Source organism: Lysinibacillus sphaericus, from assembly GCF_006864135.1.
GTDB lineage: Bacteria > Bacillota > Bacilli > Bacillales_A > Planococcaceae > Lysinibacillus.
In genome coordinates, this window is sequence record NZ_SADV01000013.1 from 1 (window position 1) to 24,657 (window position 24,657).

The 24,657-nt window shown below is 38.7% G+C and carries 17 protein-coding genes, 1 rRNA gene, 1 pseudogene and 1 riboswitch; of the genes and pseudogenes, 7 read left to right on the plus strand and 12 right to left on the minus strand.

The genetic code is table 11. The annotated features are described in order from the left end of the window. The 9 genes and pseudogenes from C7Y47_RS15355 to hutH all read right to left on the minus strand — a co-directional run. Window positions 1-74: ribosomal RNA gene (locus C7Y47_RS15355) — 16S ribosomal RNA — on the minus strand; the annotation flags it as partial. Between the two features lie 489 nt (window positions 75-563). Further along, window positions 564-2,441: an SLC13 family permease gene (locus tag C7Y47_RS15360; protein WP_142509574.1), complete on the minus strand. Its 1,878-nt coding sequence runs from the start codon at window positions 2,439-2,441 to the stop codon at window positions 564-566. Between the two features lie 578 nt (window positions 2,442-3,019). After that, entirely contained in the window at window positions 3,020-3,634 is a 615-nt protein-coding gene (gene nadD / locus C7Y47_RS15365; RefSeq protein ID WP_142509575.1) for a nicotinate-nucleotide adenylyltransferase, read from the minus strand. Further along, window positions 3,634-3,789, minus strand: coding sequence for a hypothetical protein (locus C7Y47_RS24995; protein ID WP_436970114.1), 156 nt, complete (start codon window positions 3,787-3,789; stop codon window positions 3,634-3,636). Before C7Y47_RS24995 ends, nadD begins: the two co-directional genes overlap by 1 nt. A 153-nt stretch (window positions 3,790-3,942) precedes the next feature. Beyond that, window positions 3,943-4,113, minus strand: a pseudogene (locus C7Y47_RS15370) (nicotinate phosphoribosyltransferase); the annotation flags it as partial. A gap of 74 nt (window positions 4,114-4,187) precedes the next feature. Continuing rightward, a complete protein-coding gene (gene hutI / locus C7Y47_RS15375) occupies window positions 4,188-5,474 on the minus strand; it encodes an imidazolonepropionase (protein ID WP_142509576.1) in 1,287 nt (428 codons plus the stop codon). After that, a complete protein-coding gene (gene hutU, locus C7Y47_RS15380) occupies window positions 5,471-7,141 on the minus strand; it encodes a urocanate hydratase (protein ID WP_142509577.1) in 1,671 nt (556 codons plus the stop codon). The genes hutI and hutU overlap by 4 nt, the downstream gene beginning before the upstream one ends. A 15-nt stretch (window positions 7,142-7,156) precedes the next feature. Next, complete coding sequence (locus C7Y47_RS15385; RefSeq protein ID WP_142509578.1) at window positions 7,157-8,485, minus strand: YjiH family protein; 1,329 nt, start codon at window positions 8,483-8,485, stop codon at window positions 7,157-7,159. Window positions 8,486-8,579: 94 nt separating this feature from the next. Beyond that, on the minus strand, window positions 8,580-10,094 hold the full coding sequence (hutH, locus tag C7Y47_RS15390) for a histidine ammonia-lyase (RefSeq protein ID WP_142509579.1): 1,515 nt from the start codon (window positions 10,092-10,094) through the stop codon (window positions 8,580-8,582). Window positions 10,095-10,323: 229 nt separating this feature from the next. Here hutH and C7Y47_RS15395 point away from each other — a divergent pair, with 229 nt between their 5' ends. Beyond that, entirely contained in the window at window positions 10,324-11,769 is a 1,446-nt protein-coding gene (locus C7Y47_RS15395; RefSeq protein ID WP_142509580.1) for a response regulator transcription factor, read from the plus strand. 427 nt (window positions 11,770-12,196) lie between these two features. After that, window positions 12,197-13,702 carry a catalase gene (locus C7Y47_RS15400; protein ID WP_142509581.1) on the plus strand — a complete coding sequence of 502 codons (1,506 nt, stop codon included), beginning with the start codon at window positions 12,197-12,199 and terminating at the stop codon, window positions 13,700-13,702. Window positions 13,703-13,902: 200 nt separating this feature from the next. Here the strand turns inward: C7Y47_RS15400 and thiC are convergent, their stop codons facing one another. Together thiC and C7Y47_RS15410 are read right to left on the minus strand one after the other, a co-directional pair. Continuing rightward, entirely contained in the window at window positions 13,903-15,681 is a 1,779-nt protein-coding gene (gene thiC / locus C7Y47_RS15405) for a phosphomethylpyrimidine synthase ThiC (RefSeq protein WP_142509582.1), read from the minus strand. A gap of 132 nt (window positions 15,682-15,813) precedes the next feature. Beyond that, window positions 15,814-15,928: riboswitch (TPP riboswitch) on the minus strand. A 578-nt stretch (window positions 15,929-16,506) separates the two neighbouring features. Next, a complete protein-coding gene (locus tag C7Y47_RS15410) occupies window positions 16,507-17,436 on the minus strand; it encodes an AEC family transporter (protein ID WP_142509583.1) in 930 nt (309 codons plus the stop codon). Window positions 17,437-17,830: 394 nt separating this feature from the next. On the opposite strand from C7Y47_RS15410, the gene C7Y47_RS15415 reads away from it, so the two are divergent. Continuing rightward, a complete protein-coding gene (locus tag C7Y47_RS15415) occupies window positions 17,831-20,002 on the plus strand; it encodes an FIVAR domain-containing protein (protein ID WP_185903506.1) in 2,172 nt (723 codons plus the stop codon). 62 nt (window positions 20,003-20,064) lie between these two features. Here the strand turns inward: C7Y47_RS15415 and C7Y47_RS26145 are convergent, their stop codons facing one another. Then, window positions 20,065-20,166, minus strand: a complete 102-nt coding sequence (locus C7Y47_RS26145) for a hypothetical protein (protein WP_142509584.1) — start codon at window positions 20,164-20,166, stop codon at window positions 20,065-20,067. Window positions 20,167-20,576: 410 nt separating this feature from the next. Between C7Y47_RS26145 and C7Y47_RS15425 the strand changes: the two genes are divergently transcribed. The 4 genes from C7Y47_RS15425 to C7Y47_RS15440 all read left to right on the plus strand — a co-directional run bounded on the left by C7Y47_RS15425 (window position 20,577) and on the right by C7Y47_RS15440 (window position 24,649). Beyond that, a complete protein-coding gene (locus C7Y47_RS15425; RefSeq protein ID WP_142509585.1) occupies window positions 20,577-21,878 on the plus strand; it encodes a hypothetical protein in 1,302 nt (433 codons plus the stop codon). Window positions 21,879-22,300: 422 nt separating this feature from the next. Next, window positions 22,301-22,561 (plus strand): FeoA family protein, encoded by a 261-nt coding sequence (locus tag C7Y47_RS15430; protein WP_132363535.1) that lies wholly within the window; start codon window positions 22,301-22,303, stop codon window positions 22,559-22,561. Then, window positions 22,558-23,283, plus strand: coding sequence for a FeoB small GTPase domain-containing protein (locus C7Y47_RS15435; protein WP_142509586.1), 726 nt, complete (start codon window positions 22,558-22,560; stop codon window positions 23,281-23,283). The genes C7Y47_RS15430 and C7Y47_RS15435 overlap by 4 nt, the downstream gene beginning before the upstream one ends. Continuing rightward, the gene (locus C7Y47_RS15440; RefSeq protein WP_142509587.1) at window positions 23,255-24,649 is read left to right on the plus strand and encodes a nucleoside recognition domain-containing protein; all 1,395 of its coding nucleotides are present in this window, start codon (window positions 23,255-23,257) and stop codon (window positions 24,647-24,649) included. The genes C7Y47_RS15435 and C7Y47_RS15440 overlap by 29 nt, the downstream gene beginning before the upstream one ends. The last annotated feature ends 8 nt before the right edge of the window (window positions 24,650-24,657 follow it).

Consider the following 24,657-nt stretch of genomic DNA (forward strand, 5'->3'; position numbering starts at 1 on the left):
TCTGTTCGCTCGACTTGCATGTATTAGGCACGCCGCCAGCGTTCGTCCTGAGCCAGGATCAAACTCTCCATAAAAAGAAATTTGATTAGCTCAAATTGTTTTGCTGGCATCATGTTTGATGTCCAAAATTTTGTTTCGTTCGCCAACTCAAGGTTAGCTAGTAAAAACTTTATTGATTACGTTTTGCTTGTTCAGTTTTCAAGGTTCATTTTGCCGCTGCTTTTCTCAACAGCAACTTTTATATAATATCATGTCGTCCGCTAGATGTCAACAACTAATTTTCATTTGATTTAATTGTTTTTCAGTAGCTGTCTTAACGACTTGTATAATACTACACTCTTAATTTTAAAAGGTCAACACTTTTTCTAAAAAAACTTTATAGTTTTTCACTTCATTGAGAAGCTTCCTATATAATGATTAAGAAAACAATTTATTATTAGACTCACAATCTGACGTTAATATAATGTTTTATTGTTATCTATAATATAATTTTATCATAATCTCTATTAAAAAATTAATTGTTTTTCACTAAAAACAAAAAACTCGGTATAGAAACCGAGTTTTTAAAATGGGAAGAAAAATGGAATTGCTAGCAACATGACAACAAACATAATAATCTGTAATGGCACTCCAATCTTCACAAAATCCATAAATTTATAACCACCAGCCGTCATCACAAGCGCATTTGTTGGGGAAGCAATTGGTGTGATAAACGCCATACTCGCTGCTACAGCAACAGCAATCATAAATGTCGTTGGACTTGCTTCCATTGCAATCGCGGCATTCATAGCAATTGGTGCGAACAAGACCGCAGTCGCCGTATTACTAATAAACTGTCCAAAGATAGCTGTTAAAATATATACGCCAACTAGTACTCCATACGGTCCATAATCTCCAAGTGCATTAATGATACCATCAGATAAAATAACCATACCACCTGTTTTCTCCAATGCAGTCGCCATCGGAAGCATTGCAGCTACAAGCACAATACTTTCAAAATTCATATTGCTGTATGCGTCTTCCATATTTCGCAAACAACCTGTTAATATCATCAATACGGCACCAATCATAACGGAAATTACAGCAGGGAAAACTTCAAAAGCCATTAATACAATCATTAAAAGCATAATGACACCAGCAATACCAGCTTTACCCGTTGCTGCTGCGACACTCGCATGCTCTTTCGGCTGACCAACAACAACGACATCCTGCGTTTCCCTTGCAAGTAATAAAATTTCATCCCATGCACCTTGCACTAAAATGGCATCGCCAAATTTCAATTTATGCGTCACCATATCTTGTAGTTTATAGCCGCCTCTACGATTAATGCCAATTATATTAAGATTATATTTTTCTCGAAAGCCTAGGGTGCTGACAGTCTTATTAATAAAGCTCGAATTTGGCGTTAATAATACTTCAGCAATACCAAGATGCTTTGATACCAATTCATCAGCCTCTCCTTCGACTAATTCCTGCATCTCTAGACTATAATCCAAAGCAAAGCGACGAATATTTTCTTCCTCACCTTGGACATACAATTCATCTTTGGCATGTATCACACTCGTTGGACCTGCCATTTCCTGATATGTCATCGGTAAAAAATTAATGCCTTCTTGAGATCGTCGGTGAATTTTCATCATACAAAGCGCATATTTGGCCGGAAGCTTTAATTCTGCTAATGTTGCGTCAATAATCGACGAATCCTCTGGGACAAACACTTTAAACAAACGATTGTTTAAATCATACTGCTTAATAATTTTCTTTGGAGATAGTTTATAGTCAGCTTTTGTTTGTGTACGATTTTTTTCATTTGGTAAAAGAATATTGCGCACGAGAACTAAATAGATAATACCGACTATCATTCCTACAATACCGATGGGTGTCACTTCGAAAAATCCTAACTTATTATAGCCTCGATCTACTAATAACTGACTGACAATTAAATTTGTTGGTGAGGCAATTAATGTCATAAGCCCAGAAAGACTCGCAACATAAGAAAGTGGTAGCAAGAATTTCGAAGGACTTTCCTTCATACTAATGGCAATACTAACAACGATCGGCATCATTAAAGCTACAGTACCTGTATTACTCATAAAGGCACCTACCGTCCCTACAATAATGAGCAATAGCACAAATAACTTCAGCTCACTATCACCTGACCATTTCAACAATAATCGCCCAGCCATCCCTGCAAGTCCCGTGCGTAAAATTCCTGCGCCCACAACGAACAACCCTGCAATCATTAAAACTACAGAGTTCGAAAAGCCAGCAAGCGCCTCTGTTGGCGTTAAAATATCTGTAATGACGAATGCTAGTAGTGACACAATCGCAACGAGATCCGCTCGTACTTTATTTGTCACAAATGCAAAAATTGTCGCTCCTAAAATAAAAAATGTTAATGTAAGCTGCACTTCTAAGAATTCCTTTCTAACATTAATCATTACGCTAGATGATACACATAACCTTTTGTATATCATTTAGATTTATTATATCTTACCCAAACCTGTAAATGAGAAAGTTCACCATCTTTTCAAAATAAAAGACACTTCCTTATAACGTGAGGTTGATTTCCGTTCCAACTGGGCGCTTTCCTGGGGGCGTCCGATGAGCCGCTTCGCTGCAGGGTCTCATCTGTGACGCTAATCCCTAAGGAGTCGCCCAGTCTCCACTACAATCAACAATTTATCGACGAAAATAAACATAAAATAATGCGTATCATTAAACTAATGTTGATCTCCACTCCAAGTAGGTGCTTTCTGCACAAGCTAATCCCGCAGGAGTCGCTACTCTCCGTGAAAAATCAACAGCCCCTCATAATTTATTTAAAAATCCTAAATTACAACGGGATATGTTTCATAGTTTTCGCGCAAGGAAAGCATAAAAGTTTCTTTCAATACGCTACATGACGAGGTCTTCCAAATAAATTACCATACCGCTTTTTAAAACAAATAACTTTTACCTACAGTTTGAAGCGCAGTTTTAAACCACACTCTATTATCATGTATCGCCCATATCTAGGTTATTTTTGATAAAGATTATGCTCTTTAATATAGTCATAACAAGCGTCAGGCAGTAGATATTTGGGTTCACCGCCCATTGCGAATTCTTCTCGAATATAGGTAGAGCTAATTTCCATCGCTAAGCCTTTGTCAATCAAATGAAATCTTCCATCATCATGATTCCTCAATATTGGAGAACGACTAATTGTTGATAACATATCAATCCCATGCCTTGCCATTACAATAAATTTGTTCTCATCTACTAACACTTCTCCTTTTTTCCACAATCCTGCGCCAATATCAACTAATAAATCAGCTCCCATAATAAAATGAATGTCATCATTAGGGTGCTGTTCTCTAAAATATTTCATCGTATCATATGTGTAAATATTCCAGCCTTCTTGCTCCATTTCATATGAATCTGCAATAAAACGCTCATCCTTAGTAATAGCCAGCTGCAGCATATTCCATCGATGAGTATTTTCTGTTTTTATTTCCTTGTCCTTTCGTTTATTTGAGCAAGGTAAAAAAATTACTTTATCTAATTTGCAACGATGCGCGACTGTGCTCGCGGTCCAAAGATGAACATTTGTAATCGGATCAAAGGACGATCCGTAAATCCCTATTTTCGCCATTATCTATTCCTCCGTTCTTCTTCTCCTTTTGTTTCTCCATTTATCATCTTCACGACTTTTTCTTTAATACTTAAATCGACGGGATACTTTTCTGGATTCATTGTTCGTTTATACTTACTCCATAGTAGATGTAAATTCTCTTCTATATATACCATCACCAAAACGTGTGGTTTATTTCCGTTCCGACTGGGCGCTTTCCTGGGGGCGTCCAGTCTCCACTCCAATCAACTATTTACATAGTAGAAGTTTTAACAAAAGTCATCCTCAACTTTTGGTGATGAACCATGGATTTCCTTAAGTGTTAGTTATTTGTAAAGAATAGATCCATTTACTACAATGTCTTGCTGTAATTCTTTCGCTGTAAAATTCGTCACAAATTTACTGATATAAGTATGAACAAGGTGTAACATTTTCAAGCGCTCTTCTTCTTGCGGGTTTTCATAGTCTAATGCAATATAATCTCATTCAGCATGAACTTTAACTTTATTAAACACAGCTTCATAAAAAAAGCATAAACAAAGCATCTCTGCCTTATTTATGCCTTTCATATTATTTAATTTACTAGTTGATTGTTCAAAAGAATACCATCCTGTACGACAACTCGCCCATTTTTAATTACAGTATTCGTATGATTCATGCCATAGAAATATTGTAACTGCATATAATTGGCAACATCCAATATAATGACGTCAGCTTGTTTGCCCGCTTCAAGAGAGCCAATTTGATGCCCACGATTAAGTGCATATGCAGCATTAATAGTAGTCGCTGTTAACACTTCCTCTAATGTCATGCCCATATGCATACAAGCTAAATTCATAATAAAGGGCAGACTCATCGTTGGAGATGAGCCAGGATTAAAGTCAGTTGATATAGCAACAGGTACCCCTTCATCAATCATGAGGCGTCCCCTTGCAAATGGCGCACGTAAGAAGAATGCCGTTCCAGGTAGCAGCACTGCAATCGTCCCGGCTTCAGCCATTTTTTGTATACCCTCATCCGAAGCAACTAATAAATGCTCCGCCGAAATTGCCCCTACTTCCGCGGCAAGCTCTGCTCCCTTATAAGGTTCAATTTCATCTGCATGAATTTTCGGTGTTAACCCCAACGCTTTTCCCGCCTCTAAAATGCGTTGTGATTGCTCTGGCGTAAATACACCTTTTTCACAAAATACATCATTGAATTCTGCAAGGTTTAGCTCAGCTACTTTCGGTAGCATGTCATGAATGACTACATCCACAAATTCATCCTCACGACCCTTATAATCACGTGGCACCGCATGCGCCCCCATAAAGGTACTAACGACATCAATGTCATGTGTGGCTTGCAGTTCCTTAGCTACCTCAAGCTGTTTCTTTTCAGTTTCCCAATCCAAACCATAGCCAGATTTTGCTTCAACTGTTGTGACACCATGCTTTAAAAACACATCTAAATGATTCATCGTTTTTCTATATAAATCACCAAAGCTAGTTTCTCGAGTCCGCTTTGTTGTGGCATGAATCCCACCACCCGCATTCATAATTTCCATATATGTGGAACCATTGAGTCGCATATTAAACTCCTGCTCACGTGTTCCTCCATGAACTAAATGCGTATGACAATCAACGAGACCTGGCATAACAACCTTACCTGAGGCGTCAATAACCTCAGCCACCTTGACAAGTTTAGGGAAGTCCACTTCTAGCTGCGCAATGGGCCCTACTGCTATAATGCTATTGCCCTCCATTAAAACACTGCCATTTTCCAGCACCGCAATTTCACGCATTTGTTCTTTTGTACGAGGACCTTGTTCGGCACTTTTTAACGTGATCACTTCATTGGCATTTTTGATTAAAATTGTCACTTCGCATCATCCTTTAACATTGGTATACGCACACCTTTGTTCTTTGCTGTATTAATAGCAATTTCATAGCCAGCATCTGCGTGACGCACAACGCCCATTCCCGGATCAGAAATTAACACTCGTGCAATCTTCTCAGCGGCTAGCTCAGAACCATCCGCTACTAACACTTGGCCAGCATGTTGAGAATAACCCATACCTACACCACCACCGTGATGAACACTTACCCAGCTAGCACCACTTGCTGTATTAACAAGTGCATTTAGAATCGGCCAGTCTGATACTGCATCAGAGCCATCAAGCATACCCTCTGTTTCACGATTTGGTGATGCAACTGAGCCTGAGTCTAGATGATCTCGACCAAAGACAATCGGGCCTGATAGCTCACCATTAGCAACCATTTCATTAACTTTCAATGCAAAACGATGACGATCACCATAGCCTAACCAGCAAATTCGTGCCGGTAACCCTTGCCATTTCACCATTTTTTGCGCCATATCAATCCAATTCACAAGACCTTCATCTTCAGCAAACATCTTTTTTGCAAGTGCATCTGTTTTATAAATATCCTCAGGGTTACCCGAAAGTGCAGCCCAACGGAATGGTCCTTTCCCCTCACAGAATAATGGACGAATGTACGCCGGAACAAAGCCAGGGAAGTCAAAGGCATTCGTTACACCCATCTCTTTGGCATAAGCACGAATGTTATTACCGTAATCAAATACTTCTGCGCCCGCCTGTTGGAAGTCAAGCATTGTACGAACATGCTCAGCCATCGTCTCTTTTGCTCTTCGCTCATACGTTTTTACATCACTTTTACGCAGTTCAAGCGCTTCCCCAAATGTCATACCATTTGGAACATAACCATTTATCGGATCATGAGCAGATGTTTGGTCAGTTACAAAATCAGGGATAATTCCTCGATTCAATAGCTCACGATTAACATCCGCACAGTTGCCAACAAGACCAATCGACGCAGGCTCTTTTTGGTCACGTAGTTTATTGACTAATTCAATAGCTTCATCTATTGTCTCCACAAGATAATCACAGTAGCCCTCTTTTATTTTACGTTCAATTCGAGCACGATCTACTTCGACGACTAAAATGACAGCGCCAGCCATTTTCCCAGCTAAAGGCTGTGCACCACTCATACCACCCATACCACCTGTAAGGATGAATTTACCGCGTAAATCTGCTGTGCCAAATACTTTTTTACCTGCCTCTACGAATGATAAATACGTTCCTTGTAAAATGCCTTGTGCGCCAATATAAATCCAGCTACCAGCCGTCATTTGACCGTACATCATTAAATCACGGTCCTCCAACTCATAGAAATGCTCCCAATTTGCCCACGCTGGCACTAAATTAGAATTTGCAATCAATACACGTGGCGAATGTTCATGTGTACGGAATACAGCTACCGGTTTTCCTGATTGAATAAGAAGTGTTTCATCATTCTCTAATTCTTTTAATGACGCAATAATTTGCTCATAGCTCTCCCAATTACGCGCCGCCTTACCGATACCCCCGTAAACGATTAGTTCATCCGGATTTTCTGCCACTTCAGGATCTAGATTGTTCATTAACATACGCATTGCAGCTTCCTGCGTCCAACCTTTACATGTTAATTCATTCCCACGTGGTGCACGAATATTTGTTTTAACTACCATTAAAAACACACTCCTTTAAAATAGTAAAAATGCTATTGGTGTTACGATGATTAACGTTAATACGACACGCTCAAACCAAATGAGTAAAATTTGGCGCAATGTCAATGGAATTTCAGATGATAAAATAAGCGGAATAACGGCTGAAAAGAACAGAACTGCCGATATCGATACGACCGCCACAATAAATTTCGTCACAAGTGCTGCCTGTGTGACAACAAGTGCCGGTAAAAATACTTCTGCTAACGATAATGACAGCGCTTTCGCTGCTAAATATGGTTCTGGAACTTGTAACACATATGTGAATGGTACAAAAATATACGCAAGCCAATCAAAAATTGGTGTATATGTTGCAAGTACAAGCCCTAGCAAACCGATTGATAGAATCGATGGAATAACACCCATCGCCATAATGAAGCCATCCTTTAAATTCGCCCATAAAACTTTAGATAAAGGTGGATTTTGCTCAACTGCATCCATCGCTTGACGCCATGCTTCTTTAAAACGATCCTTCTTTACAATCTTTTCTGGCATCGGCGTCGCGCCCTTATAGTATTCATCCTTCATTGAACGAAGTGGATAAATACGCGCTGTTAACGCAGTGACCACAAATGTTACAACGAGCGACACCCAGAAAAACGCATTCCAATGCTGCATGATATCCAGCGTACTCGCAATAACAACCATAAACGTTGCAGATACAGTCGAGAAACCTGTTGCAATAATTGCGGCTTCCTTCGCTGTGTAGCGACCTTCCATATAAACACGATTCGTTAAAAGTAAGCCAACCGAATAACTGCCGACAAATGAGGCAACTGCATCCACTGCTGAACGTCCAGGTGTTTTAAAAATAGGCTTCATAAACGGCTGTGTTAAAACACCGGTGTATTCAAGCAACCCATAGCTTACTAGAAGTGCTAAAAACAAAGATCCAATCGGGATTAGTATCCCTACCGGCTTAATAAGCTTCTCCAATAAATACGGACCGATACTGTCATTTGCTAGCCATGCAGGTGCTATATTAAAAATTAATAAAATCCCGGCAACCATACCGCCCACTTTAAAAATTGACAATACAATATTGACTATCGACTTATTCCACCTCTTCGTAAGGAATGGATGAACCGCTCCACCTACAAGCATTATGAGTACATATGCAGTTACAAGTAGTGGTGCTTCAGTGCGAATAAAATTCACAATGTGATCAATTAAAATTGTATTCTTACCTTGCCATTCAAACGATATGAAGAAACTGAATATTCCGACCAAACTGCACGCAATCATCTTCATAGCGGAGGAGACTCGGAATTGCGAGTCTTGCCTCAGCTCTTGTTGTTGAAATTCCATCCTATTCCCCCTCGACTGTTAATTAGAATTCCCTGTCAATCCGGACAAATTGAAAGATTTGTTGGATTTCCTATAGGAAATTATCATCTAAGGTTTACATATACTCGTTTAATAGAACATCACTCGTTAATAAATACTGTGAAAGCGCTTCTATTTCATCGCCGATTGGTTGATCCGCTAACAGTGGCGGACAAAATTCACGCACTTTTTCTAAATACTTTCGAGTTGTTGGAGATAACTGCTCTTCCGCTTTGTCTAAATGGATAGCCTGCGATGCACAAATCATTTCTATTGCAATGACACGAGCGGCATTGTGTACGATTTGACGTACTTGGCGCGCTGATGTTGTACCCATGCTCACATGATCCTCTTGGTTCCCTGATGTCGGTATAGAATCCACACTTGAGGGATGTGCCAACACTTTGTTTTCGGATACGATAGAGGCTGCTGTATATTGAGCAATCATTAGCCCACATTCAATACCAGGATTTGTCGCTAAAAATGGAGGCAAACCTTCATTAAGCTGTGGATTAACCATGCGTTCTGTACGTCGCTCCGAAATATTAGCCCATTCACATACACCGACTTTTAAAAAGTCCATTGCTAATGCAATTGGTTGACCGTGGAAATGCCCACCAGATAATACTTCTCCATTTTCTAAAACAATCGGATTATCTGTCGTTGCATTCATTTCAGTTTGCACACGGTCCTGAGCATAGAAAAATGACTGCCATGAAGCACCATGCACTTGTGGAATACAACGTAGTGAATAGGCATCCTGCATACGGATTTCACCTTGCTTTGTCACACGTTTACTTCCTTCAAGCCATTTACGGATTCGTCCGCCAACAAGCTCTAATTCTGGGTGTGGTCTTACCGCCAAAAGTGCTGGATCAAATGCTGAAGTAATACCCTTCAGTGACTCAAGCGTTAAACTTGCTGCCATATCTGCTGCTAGCCCAATACGCTCTGCCTCGTTCACTGTTAAAACCCCGATACCCGTCATTGCTTGGGTACCATTTACAAGCGCTAGACCTTCCTTAGCTTGTAGTCGGACAGGCGTTAGCCCAGCTTGCTGTAACGCCGCACTGCCACTCATAATCTCTCCATTAAACTCCGCCTTACCTTCACCTACAAGCACTAAAGCCAAATGTGATAACGGCGCTAAATCTCCACTTGCTCCAACTGAACCTTGAGAAGGTACAATCGGGTGTACTCCCTTATTAATAAATTCCAAAAGCAGCTGCACTGTTTCCAGACGAATTCCTGAAAAACCACGAGCTAGAGCATTGGCACGTAAAACCATCATTGCACGTACAACATCTGTTGGAAACGGCGCACCCACACCAGTTGCATCTGAGCGCAATAAATTTAACTGTAAAAGCTCAATGTCTTCCTCTTCAATCTTTATATTACTCAGCTTTCCAAAGCCTGTATTCACACCATATATCGTTTGCCCCTCAGCTAAACGCTTTTCAATGCGTTCCCTACTTAAACGTATACGCTCCACACTGTGTAGGGAAAGCGCTACCGTGGCACGACCTTCTACAATTTCCCCTATTTGCTGTCTTGTTAATGTCTGACCATCAAGCTCGATAATAGACTTCATAATGTCATCCCCCTGTTTCCTTAGAGCTATGTAAAAATGCTTTTAATCAATTTCGCTATCGCTACAAAAGATAAATAACAATTACACTAACTACATTGTACTAACTACCTTTTTCAGAAAATAGGGAATTTTAAAAGAGAAAACATGAATTATTTCATAATTTTTGTTATTTTAATAATATAATAGTATTTTTTTACGAAACTAGATTATTTTAAGGAGGTTTGCGGTTGTGAAATTGTTATTAATTGACAGGGATTCCACTGATCTTTCAGGCATTCGTTGGTTTTTACATACATATTTTCCTGGGGATGTAACTATAGAAATAGGTACAACTATTAATGAGGCACTTCAAAGTATCCAGCAATTCGAGCCTGAGGTGATACTGCTAAATATTGACCTATTCTCAAATAATCGTTTAATTGCACTTTATCGTGTTTTACAAAAACATTCAGGGACTATTTTAGCTATGACGACAGAGCCACTTTTTAAAAATGCATTAAAGGCAATTGATTTACAGGTTGCACATCTCTTCGTTAAACCAATTGATTTAGAAGTATTAAAGCAAAAGCTCACTGCTATTTCCCTTCGGACAGCCAAAGCAGAAGCAGTGTATCAAGAAGCAACAGATGAATCCTTTTACTATCAACTATTTTTAGATAGTAAAACTAGTTCCATAGAGACAAATATACATTTCACAATGATCGAGCCTGAGCATTCCGAAATGTTTAACAAACTATACAACTGGCTTCAGCAAACGCCTATTTATTCTAGCATGAGGATTTATCCTTTATCAGAGAAAATTGTATGTTTATTCCAAACAAATGATTTAGAGAAGGATGTTCGTACATTAATGAAGGAATGGCGATTAACGAATAATAGCTCGTTAAATATTGGGGTTTATGATGGGGAACCGACCACCATGAAGAATATGTATACCTTAACAAAACGTGCACTTCATCAAAGCTTTTACGAAGGCTATGGGCACATTTTTTATGCGAGCAAACAATTGGAAACACAGCCCTTCGATCCTTTACTAACACCTGAAGAGCAGCAATTACTAATAAGTAGTTTAGAGGACGGAAATATTGAAGCCGTCAAAGCATTTTTATATCGACTATCTAATGAAGGAATATATTACAAGCAAGATGACTTACGTATTCATCTAACGAGTGTTTTGGCGCAAATACGGCGCTTTATGTTGAAGTATAAATTACATGAGAAAGCGGCGATTGAGCAAAATTATCGTCAGCTTTTTCATTTAATTATTGAGCATCCTATATTTTATACCATTTTAAATGGCATCATATCATTTACACAAAGGCTGATTGAATTAGCTAATGAGGCTCGAATAGAAAAACGGGCTGACTATGTAGAACTGGCCATAGAAATTATCGACCAGCAATTTCAGGATAGCGGGTTATCATTACCTTACGTTGCTCATAAATTGGGGATTAGTCCCAATTATTTAAGTACGATTTTTTCAAAGAAGCAAGGCCTGCCATTTAAACGCTACCTACAACAAGTCCGAATTCAAAATGCCACAAAAATGCTTGTAGAAACCGATTTTGCTATTAGTGAAATTGCCGATTTAAATGGTTTTGATGATTCGAATTACTTTATAAAAATTTTTAAACAGCACATCGGCATTACTCCCCATCGTTATCGTAAAACTTAAAAAGACTTTTAAGTAACAAGGAGTTGATTTCCGTTCTAACTAGAAACTTGTGCGAAGCGTAGCGGGTAAAGGCTATATCTTTAAGGGATCTCCGATACCTGATCCCCAAAACTTTCACTGCAATTATTTTCAATTATCATATTCTATTTTCAATAACAATAAGTAAACAAAAGAATTCATTTTATTCTTGACCTTCCTCTTCTTCATAACTTATTTTCAAGTAATTCTCGAAAATGTTTTAAAAAACTAAATTAGTGGTAAAGGTTATTCATAAGCTATTTAAATCTAGCATATATTTGTAGTCTGTATCTTAATGTAAAAATTCTTTAACAATAATAATTATAATTTACTAGCAATTATAATTTATATTTGTTATAGTTATTGATGAAGAGTTTGACTCACAATTTTTCTTAGGAGGTAAACTAATATGACAAATGAAAATAATCGTAGCCGTCGTTTTACAACAGCAGGTGGTGCTCCAGTAGTAAGCAACCACGATTCTATGTCAGCAGGTCCTCGTGGTCCTCTATTACTCCAGGATGTATGGCTAGTTGAAAAATTAGCGAACTTCAACCGTGAAGTTATTCCTGAACGTCGTATGCATGCTAAAGGTTCAGGTGCATTCGGTACTTTCACTGTAACGCATGATATTACTAAATATACAAAAGCAAAAATCTTCTCAGAGGTTGGGAAAAAGACTGACATGTTTGCACGCTTCTCCACAGTTGCAGGTGAGCGTGGTGCAGCGGATGCTGAACGCGATATTCGTGGCTTTGCACTTAAGTTCTATACAGAAGAAGGTAACTGGGATTTAGTTGGTAACAACACACCTGTATTCTTCTTCCGTGATCCTTTACACTTTACAGATTTAAACCACGTGGTAAAACGTGACCCACGTACAAATATGAAAAATGCGAATTCAAACTGGGATTTCTGGACTTCATTACCAGAGGCGCTACACCAAGTAACAATCGTTATGTCTGACCGTGGTATTCCGGCTGGATACCGCAATATGCATGGTTTCGGTTCTCACACTTATAGCTTTATTAATGCTGAAAATGAGCGCGTATGGGTTAAATTCCACTTCCGTACAGAGCAAGACATTAAAAACTTAACTGGTGCTGAGGCTGCTGAAGTAATCAGTAACGACCGCGAATCTTCACAACGCGATCTATATGAGGCTATTGAAAAAGGCGATTTCCCCAAATGGAAAATGTACATTCAAGTAATGACAGAGGAACAAGCTCGTGAGTTACCATATAACCCATTTGATTTAACGAAGGTATGGTATAAAAAAGACTTCCCATTAATTCCTGTGGGTGAATTCGAGTTAAACAAAAATGCGGACAACTACTTTGCGGAAGTTGAGCAAGCTGCATTTGCACCATCAAACATTATCCCTGGTATTAGCTTCTCGCCAGACAAAATGTTACAAGCTCGTATCTTTGCATATGCAGACGCACAACGCTACCGTTTAGGTGTGAACCACTACATGCTTCCTGTAAACGCACCAAAATGCCCATTCCGTTCATTCCACCGCGACGGCGCTATGCGTTTCGATGGCAACCTAGGTTCAACTTTAAGCTACGAACCAAATAGCTATGGTGAATGGGAGCATAATTTAGACTATAAAGAGCCTGAATTACGCATTGACGGTAATGCTGGTATCCACGATTTCCGTGAAGACGACAATAACTACTTCGAGCAGCCGGGTAAATTATTCCGCCTAATGACTGCCGAAGAGCAACAACGTCTATTCGAAAATACTGCTAATGATATGGCACCAGTTGAAGAGTTCATCAAACGCCGTCATATTCTTCACTGCTATTTAGCTGATCCAGCATATGGCGAAGGTGTAGCAAAAGCTATGGGTCTTTCATTAGAAGGTATGGATCTTTCAAATCCATACGAAAAGCAAGCAACAAACGTTTAATTTTCCATTATTATTGATATCCAATCCAACTTTTTACTCCATGTGAAGGACATCTTCACATGGAGTTTTTTTATATTAATGACAAAACGCGGACTCATCTAATGTGTGGTTGATTTCCGTTCCGACAGGGCGCTTTTCTGGGGGCGTCCGATGAAACTAATAAGGCTTGTGCCTAATTTGACACAAGCCTGCTTTACTAATTATTGATAAATTTGACTGCCTGCCTGTTTAAATTCCTCTGCTTTTTCCTTCATACCTTTGTGGATTGCTTCAGTCGTATTTAAGTCACTCTCTTTTGCATAATTACGAATATCCTGTGAGATTCTCATACTACAAAACTTAGGTCCACACATTGAACAAAAGTGCGCAGTTTTTGCCCCTTCTGCAGGCAATGTTTCATCATGGTACTCAACTGCACGCTCTGGATCTAACGAAAGATTGAATTGATCGCGCCAGCGGAATTCAAATCGTGCCTTAGATAGCGCATCGTCACGCTGCTGTGCTCCCGGATGCCCTTTCGCTAAATCGGCAGCATGTGCAGCAATTTTATACGTAATAACCCCCACACGAACATCGTCACGATTTGGTAGGCCGAGATGCTCTTTTGGCGTCACATAACATAGCATTGCCGTACCATACCACCCTATCATTGCAGCACCAATAGCCGATGTAATATGGTCGTAACCAGGGGCAATATCTGTTGTCAACGGTCCTAAAGTATAGAAAGGAGCTTCCTTACACACCTCTAACTGTTTATCCATATTTTCTTTAATAAGATGCATTGGTACATGCCCTGGTCCTTCTACCATCACCTGTACATCATGCTCCCAGGCAATTTTCGTTAATTCCCCTAGCGTTTCTAGCTCCGCAAATTGAGCCTCATCATTCGCATCTGCAATAGAACCAGGACGTAGACCATCACCTAAAGAGAAGGCAACATCATAGGTTTTCATAATTTCGCAGATTTCTTCAAAATGAGTATATAAGAAGCTCTCTTGATGGTGATATAAACACCACTGCGCCATAATCGAGCCTCCTCGAGACACTATGCCTGTTACACGATTAGCCGTTAATGGCACATAGCGTAGCAATACCCCTGCATGAATCGTGAAGTAATCAACACCTTGCTCAGCCTGTTCGATTAACGTGTCACGATACACCTCCCATGTTAAATCCTCTGCCACTCCATTTACTTTTTCTAGCGCTTGATAAATCGGCACCGTTCCCACTGGCACCGCGGCGTTACGAATAATCCATTCACGTGTCGTATGAATATGCTTACCAGTAGATAAATCCATAATGTTATCAGCACCCCAGCGTGTAGCCCACGTCATTTTTTCTACCTCTTCTGCAATAGAGGATGACACCGCTGAATTTCCAATATTGGCGTTTATTTTTACGTGGAAGTTACGTCCAATAATCATCGGCTCTGCCTCAGGGTGATTAATATTAGATGGCAAAATAGCACGTCCTGCCGCGATCTCTGAGCGCACAAATTCTGGGTCCATATTTTCGCGTATCGCTACAAATTCCATTTCTGGAGTAATAATTCCCTTTCGTGCATAGTGAAGCTGCGTTACATTTTTACCTTTCTTCGCACGCAAAGGCATTCTGGATAAATCCGGAAAAACATTTTCATTCATTCGTGGATCATCAGCTTTGCGGAATCCATTATCTTCTGGCTTGATAGTACGCCCTTCGTATTCTTCAACGTCACCTCGTTCTTTGATCCATGCACTACATAAAGCTGGCAATCCTTTCGTAATGTCCACCTTATACGCAGGATCAGTGTACGGGCCACTCGTATCATAAACACGTACTGGTGCATTTTCCTTCTCACCAAAGCTTCCTGTCGTTGGACTTAGAGCAATTTCACGCATTGGCACTAAAATATCTGGTCGAGAACCTTCTACGTAAACTTTTTTACTTCCTTCAAAACTAGACATAATCGTAATATTCTTGTCGCTAACTGTTGTCATAAACTACTTCGCCCCCTTTTATATTTATACAAGGACCGAATCTAGCTCACCCCAATAAAGACAAAAGCCGAATCCAAAAAATTTTGGATCCGGCTAAGAATGTAAAGGTATAGTTATTGCAAATACATTGAGTGCAATAATGGTTAACTTTCCCACGCTGGTATGAGCCAGATCAGGTCCAAAGGGTCAAGAAACTTCTATGCGTTTCCCTCTCAGCCTGACTCATCAGACTCCCCTAGTTAATGCTATTAAGTTTGATGATAGTGTAGCAGATATTGTTTAGAGATGGAAGCTTCATTTGATTTTTTTGGCTTATCATCAAAAGTTGGCGACAGCAATTGATCAATTATGCCTCGGCATAATTGCATCTGGATTCGGCATTGTACTTAGGCCTGCATCTATATTAATTCCTTATCGATCCGTGTTCAGCTGATGCTTGGACACCACTGAAAAGTAACTTAAACCCGAATTGTATCTTACAACCTATAGAGATGGGAGACTTCTACTGAAAGAAGTTTAAACGTAAGCCATGCATATAGATTGATTGGAGTGGAGGCTGGGCGACTCCTCGGGGATCAGCGTCACAGATGAGACCCTGGAGCGAGCAGCGCGAGTGAAGCGGCTCATCGGACGCCCCCAGGAAGCTCTGCTCTGCGCGAAAGCGAAGCGTCAGCGACAAATGTTTTAACTGTGCGAAAGCGAAGCGTCAGCGACAATGTTTTAACTGTGCGAAAGCGAAGCGTCAGCGACAAAGCGCCCAGCCGGAACGGAAATCAACCTCACGTTTTGACAATAATCTTTTTTATTCCGAATAGCACCAAACTGTTAAGTAAACAACAGTTCCGCCACATAAATCACAATCGTCACTGTAATACAGCTCACAATCGTTGAAAATAAAACTGTTTGTGCAGCAGTTGCCGATTCTACGTCATATTCTAATGCAAGACTAGAACTATTTCGCGATGTCGGGAACGAACTAGCTATAAAAAGTGATTGTGCCACGACACCGTCAAGACCAAGCGCAAAAATGATTAACAATGCAACGGCTGGCCCTATGACTAGTCGTGTACAACAGCTAATGAATACTATCTTATTGAACATGGATTTGATTTCAAGTTGCGATAGTTGTGCCCCTAAAGTTATTAATGCTACAGCGATAAAGCCATCTGCCACATGGTCTATCGGTATTCTTACAAACTGCGGAATAGCGATAGTAAAATAGTTCATTGCCACACCAATAATAAGTGCATGAATAATGGGCATTTTGAGGAAGTCTTTCACAATAGACATGCCCGATTTTGTTGAAGAAATTAAATTGTACAAGCCGTAAGTATAGGTCGTCATATTTTGAAATATAACGAGAATGACCTGAATCGCTACGCCAATCGGCTGAGTCACAAAAATCATTTGTGCAACTGGAATTCCATAGTTACCCGAATTAATTAGGACAACACTATTTTTAAACACCGCAGCCTCTGTTTTTACTAAGCCTAGTCCCTTTGCAAGAAAATGACTAAGCACCATTTGGCTTCCGATAAAGAGTAGAATAAATAACGCAACTTCCCCAAGCACAGACAGCTCTATACTCGTTTCATATATATTCACAAAAACTGCTGCTGGCATGAAGCAATATGTAATAAGTTGAGATAACGCCTTTAAATTAAAGCGAAATTTCTTTTGTAAAACTGCACCAAGTACTAGAAGCACTAAAATTGGAGCCACAATTTTAAAAAAAATCATACCGAGATACATCATAGCTTGTCCCCCTTCCCTCTCCCATAGTAGTGCTGTTTTTATGCTTGGTCAATGTACTTCAAAACTAACTCACCACTTATATCAAGGCGTTTTTCCTAAACACACTAAACTAATACAGTGTCTTTAACAAGATGATAAAAGTTATCTTTTAGAACGTTATAGCCCTTGAAACGAGCGTGATTTCCGCACCCAACTACCCAATTTCGTACAAAAAAAACCTGGCACTTCACTTTCAATTTTTTGAAATAATTAAGGATTCTTAAAAACGAACGATAAAGAAAAAGGGACTACATTTCATTTAAGTATAATAAATAGTAAAATATACCCTTTATGTACTAAAAAGGAGAAATATATGATATATTATCCATTAAATACAATGATCGGAGTGACTAAAATGAAGAATAAAGTATTAACGACTTTTATGGCAACTGCTATTACAGCAACCCTAGTATCGCCAATGTCCACTGCAGATGCCGCTTCAAGTAATTCACCTTTAAACCACTCAATTCAAATTAATGGGCAGGTAGCTGCAGCCAAAACAAAGGGGCAAACCGTTACCATTAACAACATCACTAAAGAGAAAGTACTTACATCCAATGGCCAATTTAAAATTAGCCAGTCGCTGAAACCCCTCTTTAACACATCGAATAAAACTGCATTGATGAATGCCGAAGCAACAATAGTAGTGAAAAACGGAGAAATTACGAGCGTTACAGAACTAACATTAACTAAAGCTGGCACTGACAAAAAAGCGGTATATTTTGATGGTGGTGACGCACAGATTGAAGGAAGTCTAACTGTAAATGCGGATTATGTAAAAGTTCAAAATGTAACTATTAAAGATAAGCTTATTGTAACTAATCGTGTGAAGAAGGCAATTACAATTGATGACGTTACTATCGGGGATACAATTACTTTTAAACCTTTATTAACTAGAAATATTAATTGGTTAAATGTCACTTTAAAAGATATTAAATCTCCAGACATTAACTTGGAGCGTACAAAAGTACATGTGACTTCTGACAAGACTATTTCAAAAATCAATGTAGTTGGTAAAGTTACAGCATTTGAAGTTACTGCCAATGTTGATAAGCTTACAATCGATGTTGAGAAAGATTTTAGCCTTTACGGGGAAGGTAAAATTGAGCAAGTGATTGTCAAACACGGGGAAAAGGTGGCATTAGATTCAGGACATTTTATTAACAAGGTACAGGTGGATGATAAAAAAGCCTCTGTAAAATTACCTGTGGCGAATAAAACTGAGCTAAGTAATTTAGTAGCTATACCCCCATACGTTACCGTATCTGTTAATGGAAACGACGTTTTAACAACTGAGAAATGGACAACGCAGGCTGAACGTACAGCATTCGAATATGCCGTAAGTAGCGCAAGAGCGGTAGCTAATAATTCCAACGCCTCTCAGGAACAAATAAACAATGCTATTACACAATACAGGATTTCATTAACCGTTTATCAAGCTGCGCAAAAGAACGGAACAAAATATGTTTACGGCGATAAGTCTTCATTACAATCGATGATTAATTCTATTCAGTATGTAACGGTTTCTTGGAATAATGGTAATGATGTAGCTTCTTATACGCCTTGGACGACTCAAAGTGAGAAGGATGCTCTTACCTCTGCCGTTTCATCCGCTCAGTATGTTGTAAATAATACCTATGCAACTCAGTCTGATATCACAAATTCTATTAGCAATTTAAACTACGCGATCACAGTTTATAAAAATGCACAAAAATATGGTACTTACCAAACTAGTGGAGATAGATCTGCCCTTTCATCGCTGATTAACTCTGTTCAGTATGTTGCAGTATCTTGGAATAATGGTAATGATGTAGCTTCTTATACGCCTTGGACGACTCAAAGTGAGAAGGATGCTCTAGCTTCTGCCGTTTCATCCGCTCAGTCTGTTGCAAATAATACCTATGCAACCCAGTCTGATATCTCAAGTTCTATTAGCAATTTAAACTACGCGATCACAGTTTATAAAAATGCACAAAAATATGGTACTTACCAAACTAATGCCGATAGATCTGCCCTTTTATCGCTGATTAACTCTGTTCAATATGTAACCGTTTCTGTTAATGGATCTGAATTATCTTCTTATACAATTTGGACGACGCAAAGTGAAAAAGACGCTCTAGTTTCAGCTGTTTCATATGCTCAAAATGTTGCAAATAATGGCTACTCGTCTCAGTCAGAAATTTCGTCTGCCTATAATTATTTAAATAGTGCTATTTCAACGTATAGAAGTAATCATAAATCCGGTGTAAACTATCGAAATTATGTTGATAAATCTTGGCTAACGTCACTCTTAAAATCTGTTCAGTATGTAAAGACTTCTGCTAATGGAGATGGAACTGACATACCTTATTATGAAAAGTGGACAACAGAAAGAGCAAAACGTGACCTAGAAAAAGCAGTGCAAAACGCTCAATCTGTTGCCAATAACTCCTATGCATCTTCGCACGAAGTGACAGATGCTATTAACAGTTTAGACAAGGCAATCAACATCTATAATGATGTCCAACGTTCAGGTAAACAACGATAAAAATTCTTCTATTATAATTTAAAAACAACAGGCTAGAAAATCTCTATGGCCTGTTGTTTCTTTTATATAAGCAATATCGCCTCTGTATAGGTTTTAAAATCACTTAAATGATTCTCGATAATTGCTTGGAGTATATTTAATTCAATAGCTTGATAATCATGCATAGCAATATTTAGGAACCCTACCAAATCCGTTAAATTTTAGCTAATGTATGGTCAATAATGTCGTTTTCCTCAAGATACTTGAATGCTTCACGACTCATTTTAGGCTTATAGATTCTTGCAGTTCTATCCATCATTCTTGCGATTCTATCCACCTTATCCATCTCTATTGAAAAGCGACCTCTTACCTTTCGTATTCCAAAGTACATAAGACACAAAGTGTTAAAAAAAATGCACAACCTATCTACCTATTCACTCAAAACATACATAAAAAAATCCTAATATATGATAAAATTGGTTTATCAACGTATATTAGGATATTCTCAAGACAATCAAAGATTTCATCTAGGACAAAAATCCTCATGAATTACCATGACACTTGTGAAAAAACCAATTAGGAGGTTTCCCATATTATGAAAAACAAAAGAAAACTAGCCTTCCTCGCCTTAGTTGCAGCCCCTTCACTAATCTATGCTGCACCTACTACGTCAGCATCGGCTGCTGATATTGCTGGACAGGTAAAAACTGCTTACATATACGATAATACTTATTACTACAACTCTAAGGTTTCGAATGTTGTTCGACTTATTTCGAATATTAATGATACAACCTCTTCATTCCAAGCGACTTTAGAGACAGCTAGCAAAGCATACGATGAGTTGACTGCAACGGAACAACAGTACGTCACGAATTATTCAACGCTGTCCAATTATAAACAGACGAAAGTAGCGTATCGTAAGCTTGCTGATCAAATTGAAGAGAAATTAGCTTCAGTGGAATCGACTTCCGTTAATTACTACCAAAATGTTATGGAAACGAAAGATTGGTACAATACGTTAAATGCAGCGCAAAAGACCTTTGTAAGTGCGGAATCACAAAGAATACTGACATCCTATATCTCACCAAACACATCTATCGATAAAGTAGTCAATAAAATTCAATTATTAAACTCTTCTCGCATTACCTTCCATCAAGATGTAGCTGATGCTAGAGCTGAGCTTAATGCACTACGCAGACATACAAACGTCTCATTACCTGCTGGTGTCGAAAAGATGTTGTTAGATGCTGAACAACTTGTTGTAAAGGATAAGGCAGCAGCTAAGGAAGTGGAAAACGCTATTGCCGCTTTATCGCCTAAAACGTCCACTGCTCAAGATGTACAGGCAGTGAAAACAGCCTTCGAAGCTTTAACGCCTGTGCAACAGCAGCTTGTACCAAATGTCTGGACTTTAGTAGACTTTGTAAATGGAAAATATGATCTACCGACTAAAGGGAACGGGACTAAAACTCCAGTTTTATCGGATACTGCAGCCGAACCTGGTAAAATCACAGCTATGACTAGAAATAAAAATACCTATACAGCAAAAATAAACGTTGCAGATTTAGAAAATAGTACAGAGCGCTTTGTTTTAACAACAAAATCCAATATGACTGTTATTATTCCACCGCTAGGAACTCTTCTTAATGAGGATACTGGTGTTATGGAAATTCAAATTACACGAAATTTGAATCGTATCACATTCCAGGCAACATTAAATAAAAAACAAGTTGAATTCGAGGTAGATATGGAAATCATTGTCAACAACCTATCACCGAATGCCTCTATCGTTCGTACCTATGACTTTGGCGATCAAGAACCTGCTGATTACACAATAGAAGGAAATCGTCATTTCATTCAAACAAAGACATCTGGTTCATTCCAAATTATTAGATAGTAATCCACTTTTAATTTCTAGTAAAGAAAAAACCATAATCCTCTGCTAATTTCGCAGAAGGTTATGGTTTTTTCTGCTCTGCTATTGCTTCTTCACAGTCAACCTCTTCTTTCAAAAATTCAATAGGCACCTGTAACGAAATCCCACTTACATTAATACATCATAAAGAAGACCGCATTACATCAACAACTTTGCACTACTTTGTATTCCAAACAGCTCCCTTTTATCAACATTCTTGGTCCAACAACTGATAAGACAATGCGCCGTTATTTCCTTCATCAGAACGCTCTTTTATCGCGTTCTTTCAAAAAAATTTCAGATAACTATTGACAATTGTCATAAAACAGGGATAATCATTAATAAAGTTTCCTTAGAGAAACAATATGGAGTTAGAGAAATATTATTATAGAGAGGAATAAAAAATGCATATGGAAAAAACATTAAAACCACTTTCTGAATGCTCATTCGGAGATTGCTTTTTAATAAAAGAAATTAATATTAAGGGTCCTCTTAGAAGAAGATTATTAGATTTAGGCTTTGTGAAAGAAGCAGAAATCTCTGTTCTTCGTAAAAGTCCTTTAGGAGACCCTGTTGCTTATCGCGTAAGCAATACGACGATTGCATTACGTAATAATGAAAGCTCTATGATTTTGGGCGAAATTGTAAGGGGGAATACAAAATGAGCGTTAATAGAATAGCTTTAGCGGGAAACCCAAATACCGGTAAAAGTACATTATTTAATACATTAACAGGATTGAAACAGCATACTGGGAACTGGCCAGGGAAAACAGTTGTTCATGCAGAAGGATCTTTTGAACACAAAGGACAGCAATATGTACTTGTGGATTTACCCGGGACCTATTCTCTATTTTCCAATTCAGCAGATGAAGAAGTCGCAAGAGACTATATTATTTTTGACCAACCGGATGCAACGATTGTTGTTCTCGATGCAACATCATTAGAGAGAAATTTAAATCTTGCGCTTCAAGTTTTAGAAATGACTAATAATGTCATTATTTGTATTAATTTAATTGATGAAGCTGAGAAAAAAGGGATCCGAATTGATGAACAGAGATTAGCTCGTGAACTAGGAGTCCCAGTTGTAAAAATATCAGCAAGAAATAAAAAAGGGATTAATCGATTGCTGGATACGTTAAATCAACTGGTGAGTGGGCAAATTGTCACAACTCCGTATCGTATGAAATATTCAAAAGAAATAGAGGACGCCATTACAAAGGTAGAATCCAAATTAGAAGGTTATTTTGATGATAAATATCCATCGAGATGGGTTGCCCTTCGCTTACTTGATGGTGATGAGGAATTAATCTTAAAACTGCAACACCATAAAAATAATAACCAGCAAGAGGTGAGAACGAATGGAGTCCCAGTCAGTGTTAAATCATAATTCACTTAAGGGTATTTTAGCTGAAGTAAACGAAGTTTCAAATGAGGATATTCGAGATGAAATCGTTAGTGATATTTATACTAAAAGTAAATCTTTATGTAAAAAAGCAGTATCACAGCAGCCTGCAATGTACAGATCTGATAAATTAGATGAAATTTTCACTTCCCGCATTTGGGGATTCCCTATTATGCTTCTCTTGCTTGGGGCTGTCTTTTACATTACTATTGCTGGCGCAAACGTACCTTCAGATATGTTAGCAAACTTATTCGGCTATCTAGAGGGTAAGTTAACAATTCTTTTTGAAACATTGCACGCACCAGAATGGCTACACGGTATTTTAATTCTTGGGCTATTTAGAGGTACGGGTTGGGTTATTAGTGTTATGCTGCCACCAATGGCTATATTCTTCCCTATCTTCGCTCTATTAGAAAACTACGGTTACCTACCACGTGTAGCATTTAATATGGACCGTTTATTTAAACGAGCTGGAGGACATGGGAAACAATCATTAACAATGGCAATGGGCTTTGGCTGTAATGCTGCAGCTATTCTATCAACGAGAATTATAGAATCTCCTCGTGAACGAATGTTAGCCATTTTAACAAACAATTTTGTTCCTTGTAATGGGAGATGGCCAACACTTATTTTATTAGCATCATTATTTATGGTAACTGGTTTTTCAGGTGCAACAGGTTCAATGATAACAGCGGCTATTTTAATAGGGTTTGTTATGTTAGGCGTCGTTGTGACATTATCCGTTTCTTGGGTTCTTTCTAAAACGGCTTTAAAGGGTGTACCTACCCATTACACATTAGAGCTTCCACCATTCCGAAAACCAAAGTTTTGGGATACAGTTTTAAGAGCAAGTATTGATAAAGCATGGAATGTACTAAAAAGAGCTGTTATCGTTGCAGCGCCTGCCTCTATTTTAACTTGGGTATTCGCCAATATTTACGTTGGCGATACGAGTATTCTAATGCATTTTGTTAACTTTTTAGATCCGTTTGGTCAGGCTCTTGGTATGGATGGCTTTATTATGGCGGCGTTTATTCTTGGGCTACCAGCCAATGAAATCGTTATCCCTATCCTAATTATGGCGTATTTATCACAAGGAGCTATGCTAGAAATTGAGGATTTATCGAAGCTAAAACAAGTGTTTATTGACCAAGGATGGACGTGGTTAACAGCTTTAAATATGATGTTATTCTCACTTCTACACTTCCCTTGCGGAACGACTTTAGTCAATATTTATAAAGAAACAAAAAGTGCAAAGTGGACATTTATGTCGTTCTTAATTCCAACGGTTATTGCTATTGGTGTGACATGGCTAACGGCGACAGTTGCTCGAGCGTTTGGTTGGGTATGAGGATGAAA